The 19,476-nt window shown below is 42.4% G+C and carries 18 protein-coding genes; 7 read left to right on the plus strand and 11 right to left on the minus strand.

Going from position 1 to position 19,476, the window contains the following annotated elements:
• Positions 1-13: 13 nt before the first annotated feature.
• Positions 14-769, minus strand: coding sequence for a TSUP family transporter (locus ACZW67_RS02685; protein WP_465182057.1), 756 nt, complete (start codon positions 767-769; stop codon positions 14-16).
• Positions 770-1,235: 466 nt separating this feature from the next.
• On the opposite strand from ACZW67_RS02685, the gene nhaA reads away from it, so the two are divergent.
• The 3 genes from nhaA to ACZW67_RS02700 all read left to right on the plus strand — a co-directional run bounded on the left by nhaA (position 1,236) and on the right by ACZW67_RS02700 (position 4,469).
• A complete protein-coding gene (nhaA, locus tag ACZW67_RS02690) occupies positions 1,236-2,438 on the plus strand; it encodes a Na+/H+ antiporter NhaA (RefSeq protein ID WP_465182058.1) in 1,203 nt (400 codons plus the stop codon).
• Between the two features lie 64 nt (positions 2,439-2,502).
• On the plus strand, positions 2,503-3,087 hold the full coding sequence (locus ACZW67_RS02695) for a DUF2799 domain-containing protein (RefSeq protein WP_465182059.1): 585 nt from the start codon (positions 2,503-2,505) through the stop codon (positions 3,085-3,087).
• A gap of 41 nt (positions 3,088-3,128) precedes the next feature.
• Positions 3,129-4,469: an oxygenase MpaB family protein gene (locus ACZW67_RS02700; RefSeq protein ID WP_465182060.1), complete on the plus strand. Its 1,341-nt coding sequence runs from the start codon at positions 3,129-3,131 to the stop codon at positions 4,467-4,469.
• Positions 4,470-4,704: 235 nt separating this feature from the next.
• On the opposite strand, the gene ACZW67_RS02705 is transcribed toward ACZW67_RS02700, so the two are convergent.
• The gene (locus tag ACZW67_RS02705; protein ID WP_465182061.1) at positions 4,705-5,442 is read right to left on the minus strand and encodes an NUDIX hydrolase; all 738 of its coding nucleotides are present in this window, start codon (positions 5,440-5,442) and stop codon (positions 4,705-4,707) included.
• A gap of 502 nt (positions 5,443-5,944) precedes the next feature.
• Between ACZW67_RS02705 and ACZW67_RS02710 the strand changes: the two genes are divergently transcribed.
• The gene (locus ACZW67_RS02710) at positions 5,945-6,508 is read left to right on the plus strand and encodes an NUDIX hydrolase (protein ID WP_465182062.1); all 564 of its coding nucleotides are present in this window, start codon (positions 5,945-5,947) and stop codon (positions 6,506-6,508) included.
• Positions 6,509-6,609: 101 nt separating this feature from the next.
• On the opposite strand, the gene ACZW67_RS02715 is transcribed toward ACZW67_RS02710, so the two are convergent.
• Positions 6,610-7,074, minus strand: a complete 465-nt coding sequence (locus tag ACZW67_RS02715) for a hypothetical protein (RefSeq protein WP_465182063.1) — start codon at positions 7,072-7,074, stop codon at positions 6,610-6,612.
• 157 nt (positions 7,075-7,231) lie between these two features.
• Positions 7,232-10,324, minus strand: coding sequence for an insulinase family protein (locus tag ACZW67_RS02720; RefSeq protein WP_465182064.1), 3,093 nt, complete (start codon positions 10,322-10,324; stop codon positions 7,232-7,234).
• A 592-nt stretch (positions 10,325-10,916) separates the two neighbouring features.
• Between ACZW67_RS02720 and ACZW67_RS02725 the strand changes: the two genes are divergently transcribed.
• On the plus strand, positions 10,917-11,378 hold the full coding sequence (locus ACZW67_RS02725; protein ID WP_110924060.1) for a universal stress protein: 462 nt from the start codon (positions 10,917-10,919) through the stop codon (positions 11,376-11,378).
• 90 nt (positions 11,379-11,468) lie between these two features.
• A complete protein-coding gene (locus ACZW67_RS02730; RefSeq protein WP_352259627.1) occupies positions 11,469-11,930 on the plus strand; it encodes a universal stress protein in 462 nt (153 codons plus the stop codon).
• 142 nt (positions 11,931-12,072) lie between these two features.
• Here ACZW67_RS02730 and ACZW67_RS02735 read toward each other — a convergent pair whose 3' ends face one another.
• A complete protein-coding gene (locus tag ACZW67_RS02735; protein WP_465182065.1) occupies positions 12,073-13,008 on the minus strand; it encodes a LysR substrate-binding domain-containing protein in 936 nt (311 codons plus the stop codon).
• A gap of 222 nt (positions 13,009-13,230) precedes the next feature.
• On the opposite strand from ACZW67_RS02735, the gene ACZW67_RS02740 reads away from it, so the two are divergent.
• Positions 13,231-14,316 carry a YeiH family protein gene (locus ACZW67_RS02740; protein WP_465182066.1) on the plus strand — a complete coding sequence of 362 codons (1,086 nt, stop codon included), beginning with the start codon at positions 13,231-13,233 and terminating at the stop codon, positions 14,314-14,316.
• Between the two features lie 234 nt (positions 14,317-14,550).
• Here ACZW67_RS02740 and ACZW67_RS02745 read toward each other — a convergent pair whose 3' ends face one another.
• The 6 genes from ACZW67_RS02745 to ACZW67_RS02770 form a co-directional block, all read right to left on the minus strand.
• Entirely contained in the window at positions 14,551-14,760 is a 210-nt protein-coding gene (locus ACZW67_RS02745) for a cold-shock protein (RefSeq protein ID WP_010201661.1), read from the minus strand.
• A gap of 245 nt (positions 14,761-15,005) precedes the next feature.
• Complete coding sequence (locus tag ACZW67_RS02750; RefSeq protein WP_465182067.1) at positions 15,006-15,428, minus strand: YbaN family protein; 423 nt, start codon at positions 15,426-15,428, stop codon at positions 15,006-15,008.
• A gap of 261 nt (positions 15,429-15,689) precedes the next feature.
• On the minus strand, positions 15,690-16,991 hold the full coding sequence (locus ACZW67_RS02755; RefSeq protein ID WP_465182068.1) for a VWA domain-containing protein: 1,302 nt from the start codon (positions 16,989-16,991) through the stop codon (positions 15,690-15,692).
• 96 nt (positions 16,992-17,087) lie between these two features.
• Entirely contained in the window at positions 17,088-17,615 is a 528-nt protein-coding gene (gene orn / locus ACZW67_RS02760; protein WP_465182069.1) for an oligoribonuclease, read from the minus strand.
• A gap of 5 nt (positions 17,616-17,620) precedes the next feature.
• On the minus strand, positions 17,621-18,379 hold the full coding sequence (locus ACZW67_RS02765) for an HIRAN domain-containing protein (RefSeq protein WP_465182070.1): 759 nt from the start codon (positions 18,377-18,379) through the stop codon (positions 17,621-17,623).
• Between the two features lie 8 nt (positions 18,380-18,387).
• Positions 18,388-19,356 carry a HipA domain-containing protein gene (locus tag ACZW67_RS02770; RefSeq protein ID WP_465182071.1) on the minus strand — a complete coding sequence of 323 codons (969 nt, stop codon included), beginning with the start codon at positions 19,354-19,356 and terminating at the stop codon, positions 18,388-18,390.
• Positions 19,357-19,476 lie beyond the last annotated feature (120 nt).

Consider the following 19,476-nt stretch of genomic DNA (forward strand, 5'->3'; position numbering starts at 1 on the left):
TTCGCTGAGCATATTAACCAAATACGTATTTGGTCAACATAGCAAAACACACAAAGACAATCATCGGACGAATCAGTTTACTGCCGCCTTTGACGACCATATGCGAGCCAAAATAGGCGCCAATGGTTTGCCCCACCATCATTGCTAGCCCTACTTTCCACAAGACATTTCCGCCCAAAATAAAGAATATCAGTGAGCCAATATTGGTCGATAGGTTCAATACTTTCGCAGTGCCTGTCGCTTCAATGATTTGGCGACCACGCAATGCCACGTTACCAAGCGCAAAAAACATACCAGTACCTGGCCCGATATAACCATCATAAAAACCAATTAACGGTGCCACGACTTTTTGCCACTTACTCTCTGAGATACGCGGCGCTGCTTCTACTTCGCCAAGCCTAGGAGCAAATAACGTATAGAGACCAATCGCTGCGATCAAAAATGGAATAAGTTTTTCGAGCAAATCTGGTGGCGACATCTGTACGGCAATCGTACCTATGACCGAGCCAATAAAAGCGGCAATAATACCTACTTTTATACGTTGCGGCTTTACGACACCTTTTCGAATCATCGTAATAGACGCTGCAAGCGCACCTGATGCAGCTTGTAGCTTATTGGTGCCTAGCGTAAGTACTGGCGGGATATTAGCAAGCAACATGGCTGGTATGGTCAATAATCCACCGCCGCCCGCGATGGCATCAATAAACCCTGCTAACGCTGCCACAGCCGTAAGCATTAAAATGACTTCTAATGAAAGTGATAAGTCCATGACACTGACCTGCAAAATTTATAATAAAAAAAGAAAGCTCTAAAAATCGGCTCTGGGAATTAGATTTAAAATACTGCTACTAGCATTGCTATTAAAGTAGCTTTTAGGGTAGCTATTGGTTTTACTAATGTCGCTCATTATAGAGATAAAGGGCTAAAAAAAACCAAAAACATGGCAAAGTCTGTTAAATTTGTCTAACCACTTACCAAATATGCAAGATAAAAGCAGTCTGATTAAAGAATATAACGGCTGACAGCGTTTTCGTTTATGATCTCAACTTTGTCACATTGCTATTACTAATCTGCTGAGCTGAGCTAATAACTTTTGATTAACGTATTTTGTTGTGTATATTAATAAGAGTATGAGAAACTGTTCTTGTCTGGCTACTATATCGTTGAGAGCAGTAGCATAGATATTTGAAGTTATTGAACTATTTAGTAAATTGTATTTAGCAAATGAGGATGATATGGCAATACGAAGGATTAAAGCATTTTTTGAGTTTGAGGCGGCAGGCGGTATCGTCTTAGCATTGGCTGCGATTGCTGCGATGATTATTGCTAACTCCCCTCTTAATACATGGTATGAAGGCTTTATCCATGCCCCTGTTGCTATCCAAATCGGTGAATTTGCTATCGCTAAAGACGCGCATCACTGGATCAACGATGGTCTGATGGCGATTTTCTTTTTCTTAGTCGGCCTTGAGCTCAAACGCGAAGTCTTAATAGGCGAGCTGTCCAACGTCAAACAAATCATACTGCCAGCTGGTGCGGCACTGGGTGGCATGATCGCACCAGCGGCCGTCTACCTACTCTTCAACTATAATGAACCTGAATTTTGGAAAGGCTGGGCGATCCCTGCGGCCACAGATATTGCATTTGCGCTTGGTATCTTAAGCTTACTAGGCAACCGCGTTCCCAACTCTTTAAAAGTATTCTTAGTATCGATTGCTATCTTTGATGATATCGGTGCGATTTTGATTATCGCTTTATTTTATACCAGTGATTTGTCCTTACAGTCATTGGCAGTGGCAGCGTTGTGTCTGCCTTTCTTATATATCCTTAATCGCCGCAATGTGACTAGTATCACGCCTTATCTACTCATCGGTGTGATTATGTGGGTCGCCGTACTCAAGTCTGGCATTCATGCCACCCTGGCTGGTGTGGTTTTAGCACTATTTATACCTATGTTTGACCGTACGGATCCTGAGCACTCTCCGCTTGAGGAATTAGAGCATGATCTACACAATACCGTTGCCTTTGGTATCTTGCCATTATTTGCATTTGCCAACTCAGGCATATCACTCAAAGGTGCAGGATTCGCTGAATTATTCCACTCTGTCCCACTAGGTATCGCTGCTGGCCTATTCATCGGTAAGCAAGTTGGCGTCATGGTCATGTGCTGGTTAATCTTCAAACTTGGCATCTCAACGATGCCTAGAGGTATGAACTATAAGCAGATTTACGGTGCTGCTTTACTATGCGGTGTGGGCTTTACCATGAGCCTATTCATCGGTGGCTTAGCATTCGCTGGCGACACTGCCTTATTCGATGAGCGCTTAGGCATTATCATGGGTTCAATCGTCTCTGGTATCGCAGGTTACTTAATACTTAAAGTTAGCTTGAAAGACAATGTAAGTGGTACATCAGTTGATTTGACTCGTCCGCATTGATAATAAGATGAGCCACTTACGAGCGATATAGCGAATAAGTGGCTCATTGCTATAGGAAACAAGGATGCGACGATTTATACAGCGACTCTCGTCAAGTATGGCTATCATCGGTAGCATTTCCCTACTATCAGGATGCGCCACTCTCTCTAAGCAAGAATGCCTCATCGGCGACTGGCAGGCTATCGGCTATAATGATGGCGTTGCAGGTTATCGATCAGACCGCTTAGCATCACATGCCAAAGCCTGTGCCAAGGCCAGCGTGGCTCCTGACTATCAAGCATGGGAGCGCGGTCGCCAGTTAGGGCTCAAACAATACTGTATCACTGACAATGCCTATAACCTTGGCAGACGCGGACGTAAGCTCAATAATGTCTGCCCAGTCGCTATAGCGAGCAATCTACAACAAGCCAATCAGCGTGGTTTAGATTACTATAATCTAGAGAATCAACTAGATAGTGACAAAAGACTGTTAGAAGAATATCAAGAAGAATTCGATAAGTTAGAAGGTGGTGCGATGCTAGGCTTTGCCAATGAAAAAGAGGCACGTGCACGTTTACTATTACTCGCTGATGAGCGACGCCAAGCCAAACGCCGTATCGATAACACGCAAAGGCAATTGGACTCATTAAATCAGAACAATAGACATTAGGATGTGATGAGAAAGTCCAACCATAACGGCACTTGATAAATATGGATTCAATCGATATCAATAAAAAATCTACTGACAGCGCCTTACCCCACAAGCAGCCATCAGTAGAATCTTATCTACGTCATGGGCGTACCACTGCGATAGATGACCACAGCGACCTACAAGTCCTAAAGCGCATCAAACGCTATTTATTACCTAAAAACTTTGTCATCTCACAAGACCTATTAGATGAAATAGTCGCAGGCTATGATATTGGCGACCCGCTAGCAGATGCATTGGCTAATGATGGTATCCGTTTTGCAAAGCCATTACAGCAATTAATCATCGATGGAAAAGTAGATAGTGACCTCACACAAAACGCCTCATTCAATGCGTTAACAGCGCAGTTTGGTAGCCATCCTGATTGGTTCGATCCCAAGCTAGCGCAAATTGGTGCGGTCGCCTATCGCCGTTATCCACTCATGCTCATTTGGCTATTACGTAATGTCGCATTGATGGCAGGCTACAGCATCCCTGCTCTATCTCTACCCCTGATTCAGACTGGCGCATTGATGCACGATGCCCTACCGCGCCTGATGCGCACCTATGCCTACATACTGGCCGTCTCTGAACATCCTCAGTCGAGCATGAGCAATGACCAAAAACCTATTGATGAAGTGCTAGCCATTGGCTCTGAAGGCTGGCGACAGTCTATCAAGGTGCGCCAAATTCATACCTTGGTACGGCAAAACCTGCTGAAAGGTAAAGGCAATGCTGCCACTGGCGTCATAGCAGAAGTAGATCAGCACCGTAATCCTGATGGCAGCTGGAATACTGACTATTGGGGTATTCCCATTAATCAAACCGATATGATTGCCACTCATTTGCAGTTCTCATTATTGATTATGCGCGGGCTGCGACTGTTGGGGGCGCGCATTAGCAGCGAAGAAGCAGAAGGTATTCTGCATTTATGGAATCTGGCCAGCTACTGGATGGGCGTTGATTTAGATCGCTTGCCAAAAGATGAAGCCGCCTGCTGGGAGTGGCTCTATACCTACCTCTCTATCCAACAGCTTGATTTTAAGATGGGACAGCCACTGGCAAAAGCGCTACACGACTTACCACGCCAGCTCATGGGCGAAGACAATAGACGTGGACGCTTTGTCGAAATGGTCAATGCCAGCGTGACACGTACGTTGGTGGGTGACGATATCGGTGATGGGCTAGATTTACCGAAATCTAAGATACGTTTTGGCGTCTTGTCTTCAGTACCGATTCTTTTTGCTCTCGATACCGCACGGCAGCACAATCAAACCATTGCTGAAAAACTAGAAGCATTTCGATTTAAACGCCAAGATAATATGAACTGGTGGCTAAAGAAAAACGATGACTACTATAAATAATCATAATATATAGTCAAAGAACTCTAAAATGGGTACAAGGCAGCCGACTGCAGATTGTACAAATAGTACATCTAAGAAGGGTAACGCCATAGCGGTTTAGCAGTTCGCTGACTATAGTCAGTTCAATATAATTTGGATACAAGGAAGGCGAGTGAAAGTACTACAGCTAGTAGAATAAGTGAGACTGACACCGTATCCAATTTATAGAGGATTGACTATAGCCTTATATTAAAAGCTATAACCTTGTGTCTTGTATACGGTAATACCAGTCGAGCTGTCGATCAAAGCCCGTCTCTAATAAGCTAGCAATCACTCGACCTGTCAGACCCCATACCGTCTCACCATCCACTTGCCAGCTGGGTGTGAGGATGGTCGCTTTTTCATCTTGCATCGCATATTCCACAGCATATTCTACAGTAGGCTGAGTGACTAACGACTCAAAATCTGCCCAAAAAATGCGTGAGATTTCTCCAGGTTCTGGTACCAATATCAGATCTGGCGCAATGAGCGCAACGATAGGCCTGACACTCATGCCGCTCTTGGAAGTCTGAATAGGCAGTTGGCCGAGCAGCTGGACTTTATTAGGAGGTAGCGCCGTCTCTTCACACGCTTCACGTAAGGCAGTGATCACATTATTGCCGTCGCCCCTTTCATGCTTACCACCTGCACAAGACACCTCGCCCGCATGACTGTTCATGTGTGCAGCCCGAAGCGTCAGTAGCAACTTAGGGTGACGCTCATGAGTAATGGCTACCAATACTGATGCATCCGCAATCGGTGTTTGATACAAACTGTCTAAGAGACGAGCACTGTGAGAACGCTGATAAGAGTCAGGCATTTTTGCACCAGTAACGGTATTTAAAGTTTCACGTTGCACCCGCTCAGCCAATTTTCTGAGTGTGGGATAACGAATAAAGGTTGGCACAGCGACTGAAAATTCATCCAAACTCACAGACTGTGGGGGAAGTAACATTGTAATCGCCCTATATTTTTATCAGTATTTATAATCATTACGAGAAGGTTATCTCTTTTACGATATTAGCGCAGTATACCCTATCACTGCACATGCTTTATGTGACCGCGACTCCTTATCTAGTGCACTCGCAAGTACAGAGTAAGCGTATCAAAATTAATCAGCGGCAAACGGGCTGTTTTTACGAGCACTGCTCGTACGACAAAATTTGTGGTATCTTAGACTGAAGCATGACGACTATAGGCAAGTCTAAATAGCTTGAATAAAAGACAGCCAAATGCTAAAAGTAGTCAGAGCGATGTAATTAAAGTAATGATCTAACCAATGTAAAACGGTTTGGCTATAAACGGTTTGGCTATAGATGGTTTAACCATAAACGGATTGGCCATAAATGAAAACAAGATAGGCTATCAGCCTACAATAAGAATGATAATTCTTAAAATAATGACGTCTTTTTCTTATCTATTTTTTATTCCTACTATCATTATACAAGGCAGTTGATATGAGCTATTGTCTCCAATGCGGTCATAAAGCAGAACGAAAGATACCACCCACAGATAATATGCCGCGCTTGGTATGCCCAAACTGCAACTATATTCATTACGAAAACCCGAAGGTTATTTGTGGTTCACTTGTCGTACATAAAAACCGAGTGTTGCTATGTCGCCGTGCCATTGAGCCTCAATACGGTTTATGGACTTTACCGGCAGGTTTTATGGAAAATGGGGAGACCATGGCAGAGGGTGCTGCACGTGAGAGCTATGAAGAGGCCGAAGCAGTCGTTATCAATCCACACTTGTATTGCCTATATGACATTCCAGATATCGGGCAAATATACTCTATTTATTTAGCTGACCTCAAAGACGGTGCTTATGGGATTGGATCTGAAAGCCTTGACTCGGCTTTGTTTGCCGAAGAAGATATTCCATGGGATAAACTGGCCTTTGAAGCGATACGTCGCACTCTAAAAAGCTATTTTGAAGACCGCAAGCAGTTCGATGATCATGCTGACTTCCCTATACATCAAGATCATATCGGCAAAGATCAAAGTATCAAACGTTTTTAAACGTCGGCTCAACAACCAATCTATCTGTTAAAAAAACCGCTATCTCGAATAGAAATAGCGGCTTTTTATTGCCTAACACTTTAATTGCCTTGCAAAACTTATCATGTCTTCCAAAACCTTTGCATGTACCACAAACTATAAAAGATGACGGCATAATGAATAATTAAGGTAATAAGTCCCACCACTGCCATCACTTTATGCATACCACTATTATGAATGTCTACCCATGTGATATTGATGTCCATACTTGTTATAAGTACATTAATATTTAGTACAAACATAACCACTGATACAGCAGTAATCATCAGCACAGAGAGAACTGCAATACGACCACATTCAGCCTTATCCAACCCTCGATGTTGACGCTTACGAAATAAAAACGTCACTGCCATATTTAGCACAGCAATGATAGCAACGGTTAAGAGCACACCGCCCGCTATAAAGCTCAGTTGGTTTAAGACATACGTCAAAAGCACATAGCTAAATGCATAAAAAACAGCATACCCTAACAAGCTTTTGTAAGAGTTAGTGTACTCAGTCACTTCTATGATGGGTTTATTTGCCAAGTCGATTCCTATTAATTCACTGCTAATACAAAATTTCTCCATATTAAATTATTTGCAGACAAAATAAAAGCAGACAATAATTTAGTATTGTCTGCTTATTTAATGCTCACTATAAAATTTGGCTTTTATTTAAAGGTTTCTTATATAAAAAGCGATATTAGCTCTTTATTTTGCAAACGTTAAAGCCAAGATTTTTAACGGCCTCTTCTTTATCATAAGGCGCTAATACTGCACGTACATGATCCTGCCCTTGTAGGTATTGCTTGGCAACGCGCTGTAAATCAGCAACCGTCACTGACAATATTGACGCGCGCATTTTACGCTGCCAATCGACACCGCGATGATGCAAGTCAGCAAAGCATGCTTTGACAGCCTCGCCAGCTGGAGAGCCTGGCTTATCCATACCTGAGATAATACCCAATATAGCTTCTTCTAACTGCTCGTCGGTCTGAGGTTCATTCAACAACCATTCGATACTAGTATCAAAGTGAGCAAAGGTCTCAGCACACTGCGGATCACGGTAGCTAAAGAACTTAAACGCACATGCATTGGCATCATAACCAGCACCACCACCATAAGCACCACCGCGCTCACGAATGGCACTGTGTAGATAGCCGTTGCGTAAATAAGGTGCCAATACCATTAATGCAGCGGTATCAGGATGATCGGCTGCTGGAACGGTATAAGCACTGGCATTATGATAAACGTTGGTTGGTACTAGCCAAGCCAAATCCTCAACATCGAGCACGTCGTTTTTAACATCGTCGCCACTTTCTAGTGCTTTGACCGTGTCTTTCTCACCGTTTAGTGCTGTATCAAGTTTCAAATCTGCAAACTCGCTGGGGATACTGTCTTCAATGCTATTCTCAGAACTGCGGATCTGCTCGGCAATCTTTGGCGTTTGGCTGTCTTTCCAACTATCGACAATCAAGCCGCTTAAGCGTTCGCTTTGCTCAGCTTCACAGATGATAACGGCGTGCTTAGGCAAGCTGATGAGACGTTGATGTAAATCTATCAAGCTGGTGGCCAATTTATCCCACTGTGCATCATCCCTACTGGCATGCGTTAAGAAGTCCTTTAGCGCATTCAATGCTGGCAGACCGCTGCGCACATATTCTAGCTGTGCTTGACGACTCATACCGCGACTGGCGGTTTGCATGGCGTAAGAGTGACCAGACCCTGCTAGGTTTGACTGCCAACCTGCTTGACGCTGCTGCAAGATTTCTTTGATACGGTCATGCTCAGAAAAGATACTGTGTTCCATAACTTCTTTGAGCAAATCAATCGCTTCAGGCTTACGATTAAGCGCACGCGTTGCCACAACGAAATAGCTGCTAATCGCTTGGCTATCATCGATATTGGTACGTTGGCTGATACGAGCCGTGACCCCTGATGAATGCGCCGCTTGCTTCGCTTGCATTTCATGAGCACTGAGCGTGTCCGTACCTAGCTCTGACAATAGGCTTAAATAGATAGGCAGCAATGGATGATTAATCACGTCATTGACTGGCAGCTCATCTGCGTTCGTATTACCAATCGCATCGGTCAACGGTATGATGACTTGATAATAGTAGATGCCATTGGTACCTGCTTCATATTCAAATAAAGTGCTGTTTTGCCCGCTTAAACTTACCTGCTTTTGCGTGCCTTGTTTAAAGCTAATATCCGTTGGTACGTCTTCTAAACCAACTTTTGGCAATAAGCTTAAATCATCAGGCGCTGCTTGACGCTCTGCCAAATCTAATGCTTGTTGCTTTAAAATAGCTTTATCATCAGCAGTCAAATCCATCGCAATAGTATCTAGACGCGTCTGCTCAGCGGCAGCAAGACGGGCGGTCTTTTCACTATCCGGTGTCAGTGTGACGCGGACACGATGCTGATTGTCTAACAGATGGGTTTTGATTAAATTCGGTAGCCATTGCGCATCTTTTACTTGCTCGCGCAGCCACTGTAAGTGCTCGTCCACTTCCCACACGTCGATAGGGTTGCCATCATGAATAGCGGTACTAAAACCCTCTAGCATAAGATTTAGACCATAAGGAATGCTATCACCGCCGATATGACGCTGATCAATCTCGATCTGGTGCAAAATAGTTTCGATGGTTTCGTCATCGACTGGTGAACTGGCAACTTCTGTGAGCAAATCAAGAATACCCTGTTCTACCGCTTCGGCATGCTCAGGGTTGGAGCCGCGCAGTCCTGTATAAAAAACCATCTCGTAATGACTGTCATCGAGTCCCAATAGCGGACTTGGCGCTTTACCCAGTGGATGGCTGTCAAGATAGGCACGCAGCGGCGAGCCAGCATGTTCAACCAATACGCCTTCTAATAGACGTAATGCCAAACGCTGCTTGGGATCAGTAATCGATGGTAATAACCATGCCACGACATGATGGGTTTGATCAGGGCCAGCTTCGTCAGCCGTATAAGTATCTACCGCACTAACAGGCGCAGACAAACGCTGCTCTGGACGCGATACGTGCTTTTTGCCCGCTTCAAATTGAGTCAACGCATCGTCATGAATTTTGGCTTGCGTTTCAGCGACCGGAATATTACCAAAGCTCATAATCACACTGTTTGATGGGTGATAATGGCTCTGATGAAACTCAACCAGTTCAGTATGCGTCAAATCAGGAATATCCGCAGGATCGCCGCCTGAATTATAGTGATACGTCGTCGTTGGGAACAAATGATGAGCGACCGTATGATACAACTGGTCAATCTCACCGCTCATTGCGCCCTTCATCTCGTTAAAGACGATACCTTTAAACTGTGGCTTGTCATTTTCATCTAACTCAACACGAATGCCTTCTTGAGCAAAGTCGAGCGGATGAATATTAGGGAAAAACGAGGCATCAAGATAGACAGCAAGCAAGTTGAAATAGTCGTTTTTGTTTTGCGTTGCATACGGATAAGCCGTCCAATCAGCGGCGGTCATCGCATTCATAAAGGTATTGAGCGAACGTTTAATCATTGAGAAAAACGGATCACGGACAGGGAACTTTTCAGAACCACATAGCGCCACATGCTCTAACACATGGGCTTCCCCTTTTGAATCCATCGGCTGTGTGCGAAAGCCAACCAAAAAAGCATTTTCGTCACTTGGATGCGCCAAGTGATAATGCATGGCGCCTGTTTTGACGTGTTGGCTTATCAATACGTCCATCGAGAGCGCATCAATATGGCGATGCTCTAGCAGCTCAAATGCAGGATGCAAAGTTAGATCAGCAGTAAATAACGTGTCGGTCATAATTTTCCTTATGGATTGCCCTATTTTATTTAGAATAATATGCTATTTATAACCAAATCTAGCCAGTAGCGATCAAATAAAATCAGGGTAAACAATAAATAACTAGTGAATGTAATACTTATCGTAGGGTCGTTTTTATATGCTATTCATATAAAATATTGTGAGTATTATTGTGATTAACCTATGAGTAATATTCAAATTTAATGGCAGGTATCAATACATCATCTCAAATGACAGCGATACGCCTGTATAAATTAAAAAGAATTTGCCTAACGGAAGTAGATGGGGTTTACACTGTCATAAGTCAAGCCATCCATCTGGCAATAATACAGTCAATTCTCTATAGACTAGTGACAGCATTAACCTTGCTCAGAGTGTTCCATATAAATCGGCACTCGGTTGGCTTGAATCTCTTTTCTATTAAAGCCTTTTTGCCTTAAACCTTTTTGCCTCAGACTTTTATGGTTAAAACCTTTGTAGTTAAAATCATATAACAGCACTTAATTATTACCACAATTAAATAATGGATTTAACCCTTAACAAAGCCAGTCGCCACTGTTACTATGAAGTTAACTATTAATAGGAACATCTAATGAGCTACCAACATGTTTTATTGGTGACAGACTTATTATCCGATGCTGATAAGGTTGCCCTAAAAGCCAAACGCATCCTTGCAGGCTCTCCTGAAGCCAAGCTGACAGTCTTGCATATCGTTGAGGATGATATGGTACGCTTTGGATTTGAATTGGTGCCCGCCTCTAGTCTGTCAGGTGATGTCGATGGTGAACACTGGCAAGAAGCTCGAGCAAATCTAGCACAGTTCTTGGAGCGCAATGAGCTGAGTGCAGTCGACGCTGAGGTAACTGCCGCTATATCCAATAGCAAAGGCATCGTCAATTACTGCCAAGAAAAAGCCGTCGATTTACTCATTATCGGACGCCACGAGCGACGTGGTATTGCCGCTTGGTTAGTTGGGGCGACTGCAGACAACATACTACCAAACGTGCCTTGCGACAGCCTAGTGGTGAAGCTTGATCAGCCTGTAACACAGTAATCGATTATTCAGAAAAAGATAGCCAACGCTTACTTAACAGCAGCCATGGGTAGTGCTATAGTTAAGACTATCTGCTACGAGGAAAATCTCATGAGTTATCAACATATATTACTGGTTACCGACTTATTATCTGATGCTGACGTGGTCGCTCAAAAGGCCAAACGTATCGTTGATAATCGTCCTGGCTCTAAGTTATCGGTATTGCATATTGTCAAAGATACAATGGTTGGTTTTGGCTATGAGCTGGTGCCCGCCTCAAGCTTATACGATGAGATTGATGATGAACGCTGCCAAGAAGCCCGCGCTAAATTGGCAGAATTTTTGGAACGCAACCAGTTAAATGCCGTCAATTCTGAGGTAACCACTGCTATCTCGAACAGCGAAGGTATCGTCAACTACTGCCATAAACACGATGTGGATTTATTGGTCATCGGTCGTCACGAACGCCATGGCATTGTCGCTTGGTTAAGCGGCGCTACAGCAGATAACATCCTACCAAACGTGCCTTGTGATAGTTTGGTGGTCAGACTGGATAAGCCTGTCTCAAAATAGCTTATATGACAAAGCTCAAGTGACGAGAATTAAGTTAGATAGCTTGTATCAAAATAGTCCTTAATAAAGCGTTTCATAGAAAATTACTATGGAACGCTTTTTATTGTCTATTCCTAACCTTTCAATCATTACCTTGCAGTCGTTACTCTGATGTCAAAATATCAATGAAAGTCTGCCAAATGGGGCTTTGATGACGAGCTTTGTGCCAGACTAGCCACCATGTCCGTGATAGATCAATTCCTGCCACATTCACTTGTACTAGTGTACCTGCTGCTAGCTCTGTCTCAATCACATGCTGCGATAGACAGCCAAGGCCAATATCGGCACTGACCATATTTTTGATAGCTTCTGATTGTTGAATCGCCATAATCACCTCCGCATCGGGTAAATGCTTCAGCAACTGCTCATCGATGATCTGCCGCGTACCTGAGCCTGCCTCTCGCACCAATAGTGGCAATCGTGCCAGTTGTTCGATACTAAGCTCGTAACAGTTATCCGCATCATTATAGGCCGCGATATTTGGTAACCACTGACTGTCACGCTTGGCAAAGATCATTAACGTGTCCGTTCGCCATGCTCGCTGCTCAATGGCTTTCATATCTGTCGGGCGCGGCATCCCTTCTACTAGGGCAATATCGATGTTGAGTTGCTCAACCTCAGCGACCACCTCTTGGGTATTGGCAATATAAGTGTTCACACTCGCATCTGGCAGTGCTTTATATAACTTAGCCAGCAGCGGTGGCAGTACATAGTTGCCTATGGTGGTACTCGCGCCAATATGAATTTGCCCTGCTTGGTGCTTATGATAATGCTCAAGCGTCAATGACTGTCCCAATATCGCTTGCGCTTGCACATAAATGGGATGGGCATTGGGATGCTGATTGAGCCGACGTCCAACGCGCTCAAACAACGGCATTTGCAATCTGGATTCAAGCTCAGTCAGCGCGCTACTGACCGCTGACTGTGATAAATGCAGCTCTTCACCGGCACGGCTGGTGCTGCCTGTCTGATAAATACTCACAAATACCGCCAATTGCTTTAGCGTAATCTTAGGTAGCGTCTGCATCGCTTTTTTCATTAGTTCATGACGCCTTATGTCAGTTTTTAGCCTGTTTTATTCGCTATACCTATCTTGTTTCAATCTCAATATTTTTACTATCAATCTTGAACCATCAGTATTAACCTAAAAAATCGATAGTTTGTATCTTATTAATCTGTTTTTATTATAAATCAGCTTATCTTATACTGTCCATTCATAAACTTATGCTTATTTCGATTAATGACAATAGGACAACCTGTCATGAATGCCTTAACCAAAACAGTGACCAACTATCTCCCAAGCAATCGGCACTTAGCAGGATTGCTCGTGGTGCTGGTCGGTAGCTTATTTTGTTTATGGCTCAATAATGGTCTAGACACTTGGTCGAACGGGCGCATCGTCGGATTATCCTCTTTAACATTAGCGATTTTGCTCGGTATGCTGTTGGGCAATACGGTATACCCTAATTTCGCCGAGCAGCTAAATGCTGGTGTATGCTTTGCCAAAGGTCAAATCTTGCGCTTAGCCATTATGTTTTATGGGTTTAAACTGACGATGACGCAAGTGGCTAGCGTGGGTATGCCAGCAATTATGACCGATGCACTGGTACTGACATCGACCTTTCTATTGACCTATTGGCTGGGTACGAGATGGCTAAAAGTCGATAAAAAAACGACTCTATTGATTGGTTCAGGCGCGAGCATTTGCGGAGCAGCCGCAGTCATTGCTGCAGAGCCAGTGGTCAAAGCAGAAGCTCATAAAGTCACTATCGCTGTGGCAACTGTCGTCGTCTTTGGTACTATTGCGATGCTGCTCTATCCATTTTTGTATCATCTTGGCTGGTTGCAGCCTTGGCTAAATGCTCAACAATACGGCATTTACACTGGCTCGACCATACACGAAGTGGCGCAAGTCGTGGTCGCAGGTAACGCGATCAATCCTGAAGTTGGCAATACAGCCGTCGTGACCAAAATGATACGCGTCATGATGCTCGCCCCTTTTCTACTGATTTTATCCTTTGCTTTAACCAAGGGTGACAATGACAGTCATGGCGAGACATTGTCATTTGTAGACCGCATCAAACAAGTCAACGTGCCATGGTTCGCCTTTATTTTTATTCTTATCGTTGTATTGCACACATGGGTGCCGATGTCTGACAGCTTTGAGCGAAGTATGGTCAAGTTTGATGATGTATTGCTGGCGATGGCTATGTTTGCACTAGGATTGACGACTCATCTGAGCGCGATTAAGCAAGCTGGCGTGAAGCCACTCATCTTGGGGGCTATTATGTTTGCTTGGTTAATCATTGGCGGTGGTCTGATTAATATTGGTATTAGCTCTATTTAATAGATTCACTTTTTTAGCGCTAGCCCTAAGCTTTAGCACCCCGTCATCTATTACACTCCATAAAAACAAAAATGCCTACAACTATCGAAATAGTATGTAGGCATTTTTGATTCTATATTTTGATGTCAAAGTCATTTGATATTTAACGGCTCATATCAAATGACAGACATAAAAAAACGAACCCGAAGGTTCGCTTTTTTTACATCTATTCATCTATCTGTCTATAAAGACAAATTAGATAGCAACGATGTTATGTGCTTGTGGGCCTTTTTGACCTTGAGTTACAGTGAACTCAACTTCTTGGCCTTCAGCTAAAGTTTTGAAGCCTGAACCAGTGATTTCGCTGTAATGAGCAAAAACGTCTGCGCCAGTTTCTGGAGCGATAAAACCAAAGCCTTTAGCTTCGTTGAACCACTTAACTGTACCTTTTTGAGTATCTGACATATTGATAATCCTACTTTTTAATTTATTAATGGCCTAGTGACCGGTAACGCTTGCAAATAGCTACTGAACGATAAATATTAAAACGAAGGATTATAACTAATACTACGAGGTAATGATTTGGTGCAGAACTGCTCTTAAGCTTGGGCGTATTATAAGGGGAACATCCTGATTTCGCAAGTCTTATCTGAGATTTCGTGTAACTGGAGGCCCTTTTTCATTGTTTTTTGACCTATTTTCACTGTTTTTTAAGCATTTGGTAAACGGAACAAATACACCGCTACCCCACTACAGACCGCCGCTACCGCCCATGCCATCCACATCATATCAGCAGGTAAACGATAAAATAACATAGATGTAGATATTGCCATCATTATCGTGGCTAACCACTTGGCATAGAAAGGTACTGCATGATTATTTTCCCAATCACGGACAAACTTCCCAAAAAACTTATGATTGATCAGCCAAAAATGAAAACGCCTTGAGCTACGCGCCCAGCACCCTGCCGCCAGCAATATAAATGGCGCGGTGGGCATCACTGGTAGTAAAGCCCCCACTATTCCCAACACAAAAAATAGCCAGCCTAACGTCAAAAACAGCCAACGCACGGTAGGGCTCTTCGATTGATTGGTCTTGGGACGGTGATAAAACGTTTTTTTTGATTGAGTCATAGAAATCATGTTTTTAGGCAATACGGCGATAAAGGCAAGCAGCTACTTATTTATAAGATAGCTACCTATATAGGTAAGTAAGCATGCAATACCACCGAAAGCGATACAAGACTATTTTTGCGAGGTTTTTGCTATAAATAGGTAGGTTTGGTTAATGATGGGTAAATAAACGACCAAACCTATCTCTTGCGTTACCTTTATGGATACCTATCTAGGTATTTATCGACTGTTTATTAGTTCTAGGTGTTTATCGACTGATTATTAGTTACCGCTCGTCACTATCCCAAGCTGCTTGGCTTCTTTTAGCCACATTGGGAACTCTTCTAGCATGTTTTCATACAAGGCTTCTTCGCTAATGTCGTCCAAATCATCGAGTTCAAAAAAGTCGCAATTATCAATCACGCGCCCTGCCATGTCGTCTAGTTTTTTTAGGATGCCATAACCACGACCACCCAAGCCCACAAACTGCCAAAATATCGGTAGCTTCGCGGCTTCCGTCATGACTCTCGTGATACCGCGATTGTCATTCACACCGCCATCACTGATAAATAGCACGTAGACAGGCACATCCAAGCCGTCCTTTTGATAAAACTCCGTCACGGCTTTCATGACTTCTGCTTCATTGTTAATGCGCGGGCCAAGTGCCCATTTGCGCCAGCCGCCATGAGCATTGTCAATGAAACCGTCATAGTTGCTCAGCCCAATCTCGCCCAAATACTGCGGATCTCGGGCAAACGCCCAGCAGTCTAACGCTTGGTCATCATCGAAGCTCACTGCCAATGGCAATATGCGATTGACCACTTCTTGCACGCGGCCTTTTTTGTACTGTCTGTTCATTGAGCCTGAGGCGTCTAACACCAGTGCTACCTTTGCGGTTAATTGCTGCAATTGGCGTTTCTCAAGCGATATCGTGGCTTTTTTGGCCAGATTGACCAGTTTTGGTGCTTTGTCTAGCATGACCTTCTCTAATGACGGTTTTGCTTGCATTGGCGTGACGGTCGCCTCTACTGCTGTCGAGCTGCCCTCTTCTACGTCACCACCGAAATGCTGCACGATGGCGGCAAGTCCACCATTAAAGCCTTGCGCGACGTTAGATACTCGCCAAACGCCACTTTTACGGTAAAGTTGCATCAACATACTGGCTTGCTGCTGGGCAAAGTCTGCTGCTTGATACTCTGCCTGCGCTTTTTGCGACTGCTGCCAAATGCCAATCTCTAACGATTGAATTTTATTCAACGGCGTATCGGCTGATAGCACAAAAAACAAGCTGTCTATATTAGTCGCCAGTTTGGATAAATTAACTTCAAACTCGGCTTGAATGCCTTTATTCGCCGTTGGCTGCGACTCATAATGGATGAGTTTGATTTGCCCGCATGGTGAGGTTGGCTGATTATAAAACACCATGTAATCATCATTGATCAGTTTGCCTGCTGCGTCTAACGCAAAGCAGCTGATGTCCATCTCTATTGGGCTTTGACGAGTGAACTTGAGCGTGATTGGTGCGGTGTCGTCAATAGCAAGGTTGCTTAAAGGCGCGCGTTGTCCAACGGTGAGATAGTTCATGGTGTTCCTTACGTTAGATTTTTATTCCTTTAAAGATAATAGACTAATTACTGACATTAAAAAACCGCTACAGTATTTGCTGTAGCGGTTTTTCACTTAAACAAAATAGCGATTTCGATAAAACTTTAGTTCTCCAATGCTTTCTAAAATATCAGACTCAGCGCGATGGTTATTTTCATTCTTGGAATAGCCAACATCATACCACCTATGAGTCATCTCTTTGAAACTTGAAACATCTACATTTCTATGAGTAAAGTAGTCCTCTATAAGAGGCATATGAACTTTCAAAAAACTTCTATCAAAATGTACTGAACTTCCACACATCGGAGATGTTTTATAGTCAGACCAAGACTGAAGAAATTTCAGTAATTCAATTTCTACATCATTTATTTTAAGACTAGACAGCAAGACATCTTCAACTAAACCATTTTTAGTATGTGTTTTTAAACACCAATCATTCATGTCGCAAACGTTAGTACTTATTACTAGATTTTTCGAACTCGCTTTAATATTTAAGTTTTTATCTGTAATGACACAGCAAACTTCTAAAATTTTATCTTCGGAAGGATTTAATCCTGTAGTTTCAATATCAACCCAGATCAAATACTGCTCTTCTTCAAACATTTGACTTAGCCTTGTACAAACTTAAACTCATCCTCGTCTAACTGTGATCGATCAAATTTCTGTGTTACTTGACCTGTTAAACGACACATAAGCTGATAGTGAATGGGGGCTTTGCTATCAAAACTCTCAACCGTAAATTTAATCGAATCATAATTATCATTTAATAACTTAGAAACGTCAGATGACAGATATCTTGGACAATAACCTAACTGTAAAGCCGAATTTTTTTTACCAGAACTCAAAACCATTGTAGCATTGCTATCATGAGGATTATCTAGTTCCTGCTTTAGGAATAATTGATCTCCTAGTGTAAGTTTACTAACAAAATCTCTTGCATCTTGTGTACGATGGCTTAATCCATGTAAAAAGAAAAAGCAATCGAAACTACCAGAATCGTCAATTTCTAAACGAGAAAAAGTTTGTAAATTATCAGTAACCTTAATGCCGTTACTACGCTCTAATAAATCCATTTCTGTTGCATCATCACCTAATCTCAACCAAGAAATGAACCTAGGATATTCTGGCCTTCTACTTGAAAGTACTCTATTTCTGAATAATGGGAATAACTCTGATGATGAGTGAATAACGTCTAACTCACTCATTCCTTGGAAAGCGGTGAATCCATCCTTCTTTGCTTTCTTACTACCATTTGTATAACGGAAATTATAAGTTTGACCATCATACTCTAAATTACCGACAACATACCAATTTCTAGTTTCCTGACTCTGCCAAGAAATAAAAATATTTTGTTTTTGAATATTCATAAATCACCCTAAGCGGATAGTATGCAACTTCTATTTTCTTTAATCATCGCAATTGCAAACTCTTTAGAAGTTGGAGATATTATTACATCATCAATTGAGTTAATAATACTTTTAATTACTTCTGGAGTTAGACGCGTCCTTAATATTTCATTCCAATAGTCTCTAATATCATCGGATGAACATTTATGGTTAGTTGACTCAAAATATGCTTCCTTAGTAGTCATTCGTTTGGAACTTTCAGGATGTTTGTAAAGAACAGATCGAGCTTTAGCAGTAAATGCAGGAATCTTTCTATACTTATCGTTTGTTATTAATCTTTCATGTTTTTCGCTATCCTTAACAATTGCACCTAAACTGGAGGCATGATCATAAGTAGGACACATGAACTGCTTACCTGTAATATTACTTTGAAGTACTGCCCAATTTTCATGATGCCTATCTTGGTTACTAATCAAAGCGTCTAGCAATAAATAGCCACAGAATATATCGCAAGCACTTAAGCAACGATCACTTATTTGTTGATGCTCAGGTAATACTTCTATAAGCTCTAAACTTCTGAGCACAGAATCAACGGTATATTCTTTAACCTTATCAAACCTTGTTGGAGAATTTAGAGGTTGGGGGTAAGGTTGCTTTAAAGTATTAGTCACTAGCTGATATAGGAACTGGTTACCTATCACCATTTCATAGTTTTTAGGGACGATATTTTTAGTAAAAACACCAAGCTTTTTTTCACCATAATGAGTTATATATGCTAACTCATATTCTGCATGTGGAATACCAATTATTGTACATATCTTATCAGCTATAACTTCTGACCAATGCTCTCCAGTACCCTCTCTTGAAATCTTAAAGAGACATTTCATATCGTATGTAGGATGCTGGAACCAAAACTTCTCTTTAGTACCTAGTTGTTCAATATTATCAGTTGTGATGTTTAAAGTATCTAAATCTACTATATCTGCAAAATTTATCATTTTTTGAAGCTACCAATTATAACACAGTATGATTAGACCTATTTATATCAATACTTTAACAGTTTGTCTTAATGTTTTTTCAGTACTTTTACTAATAATAGTACCTTAATACTATAAAAA

The organism is Psychrobacter sp. TPE 89C (assembly GCF_055522395.1).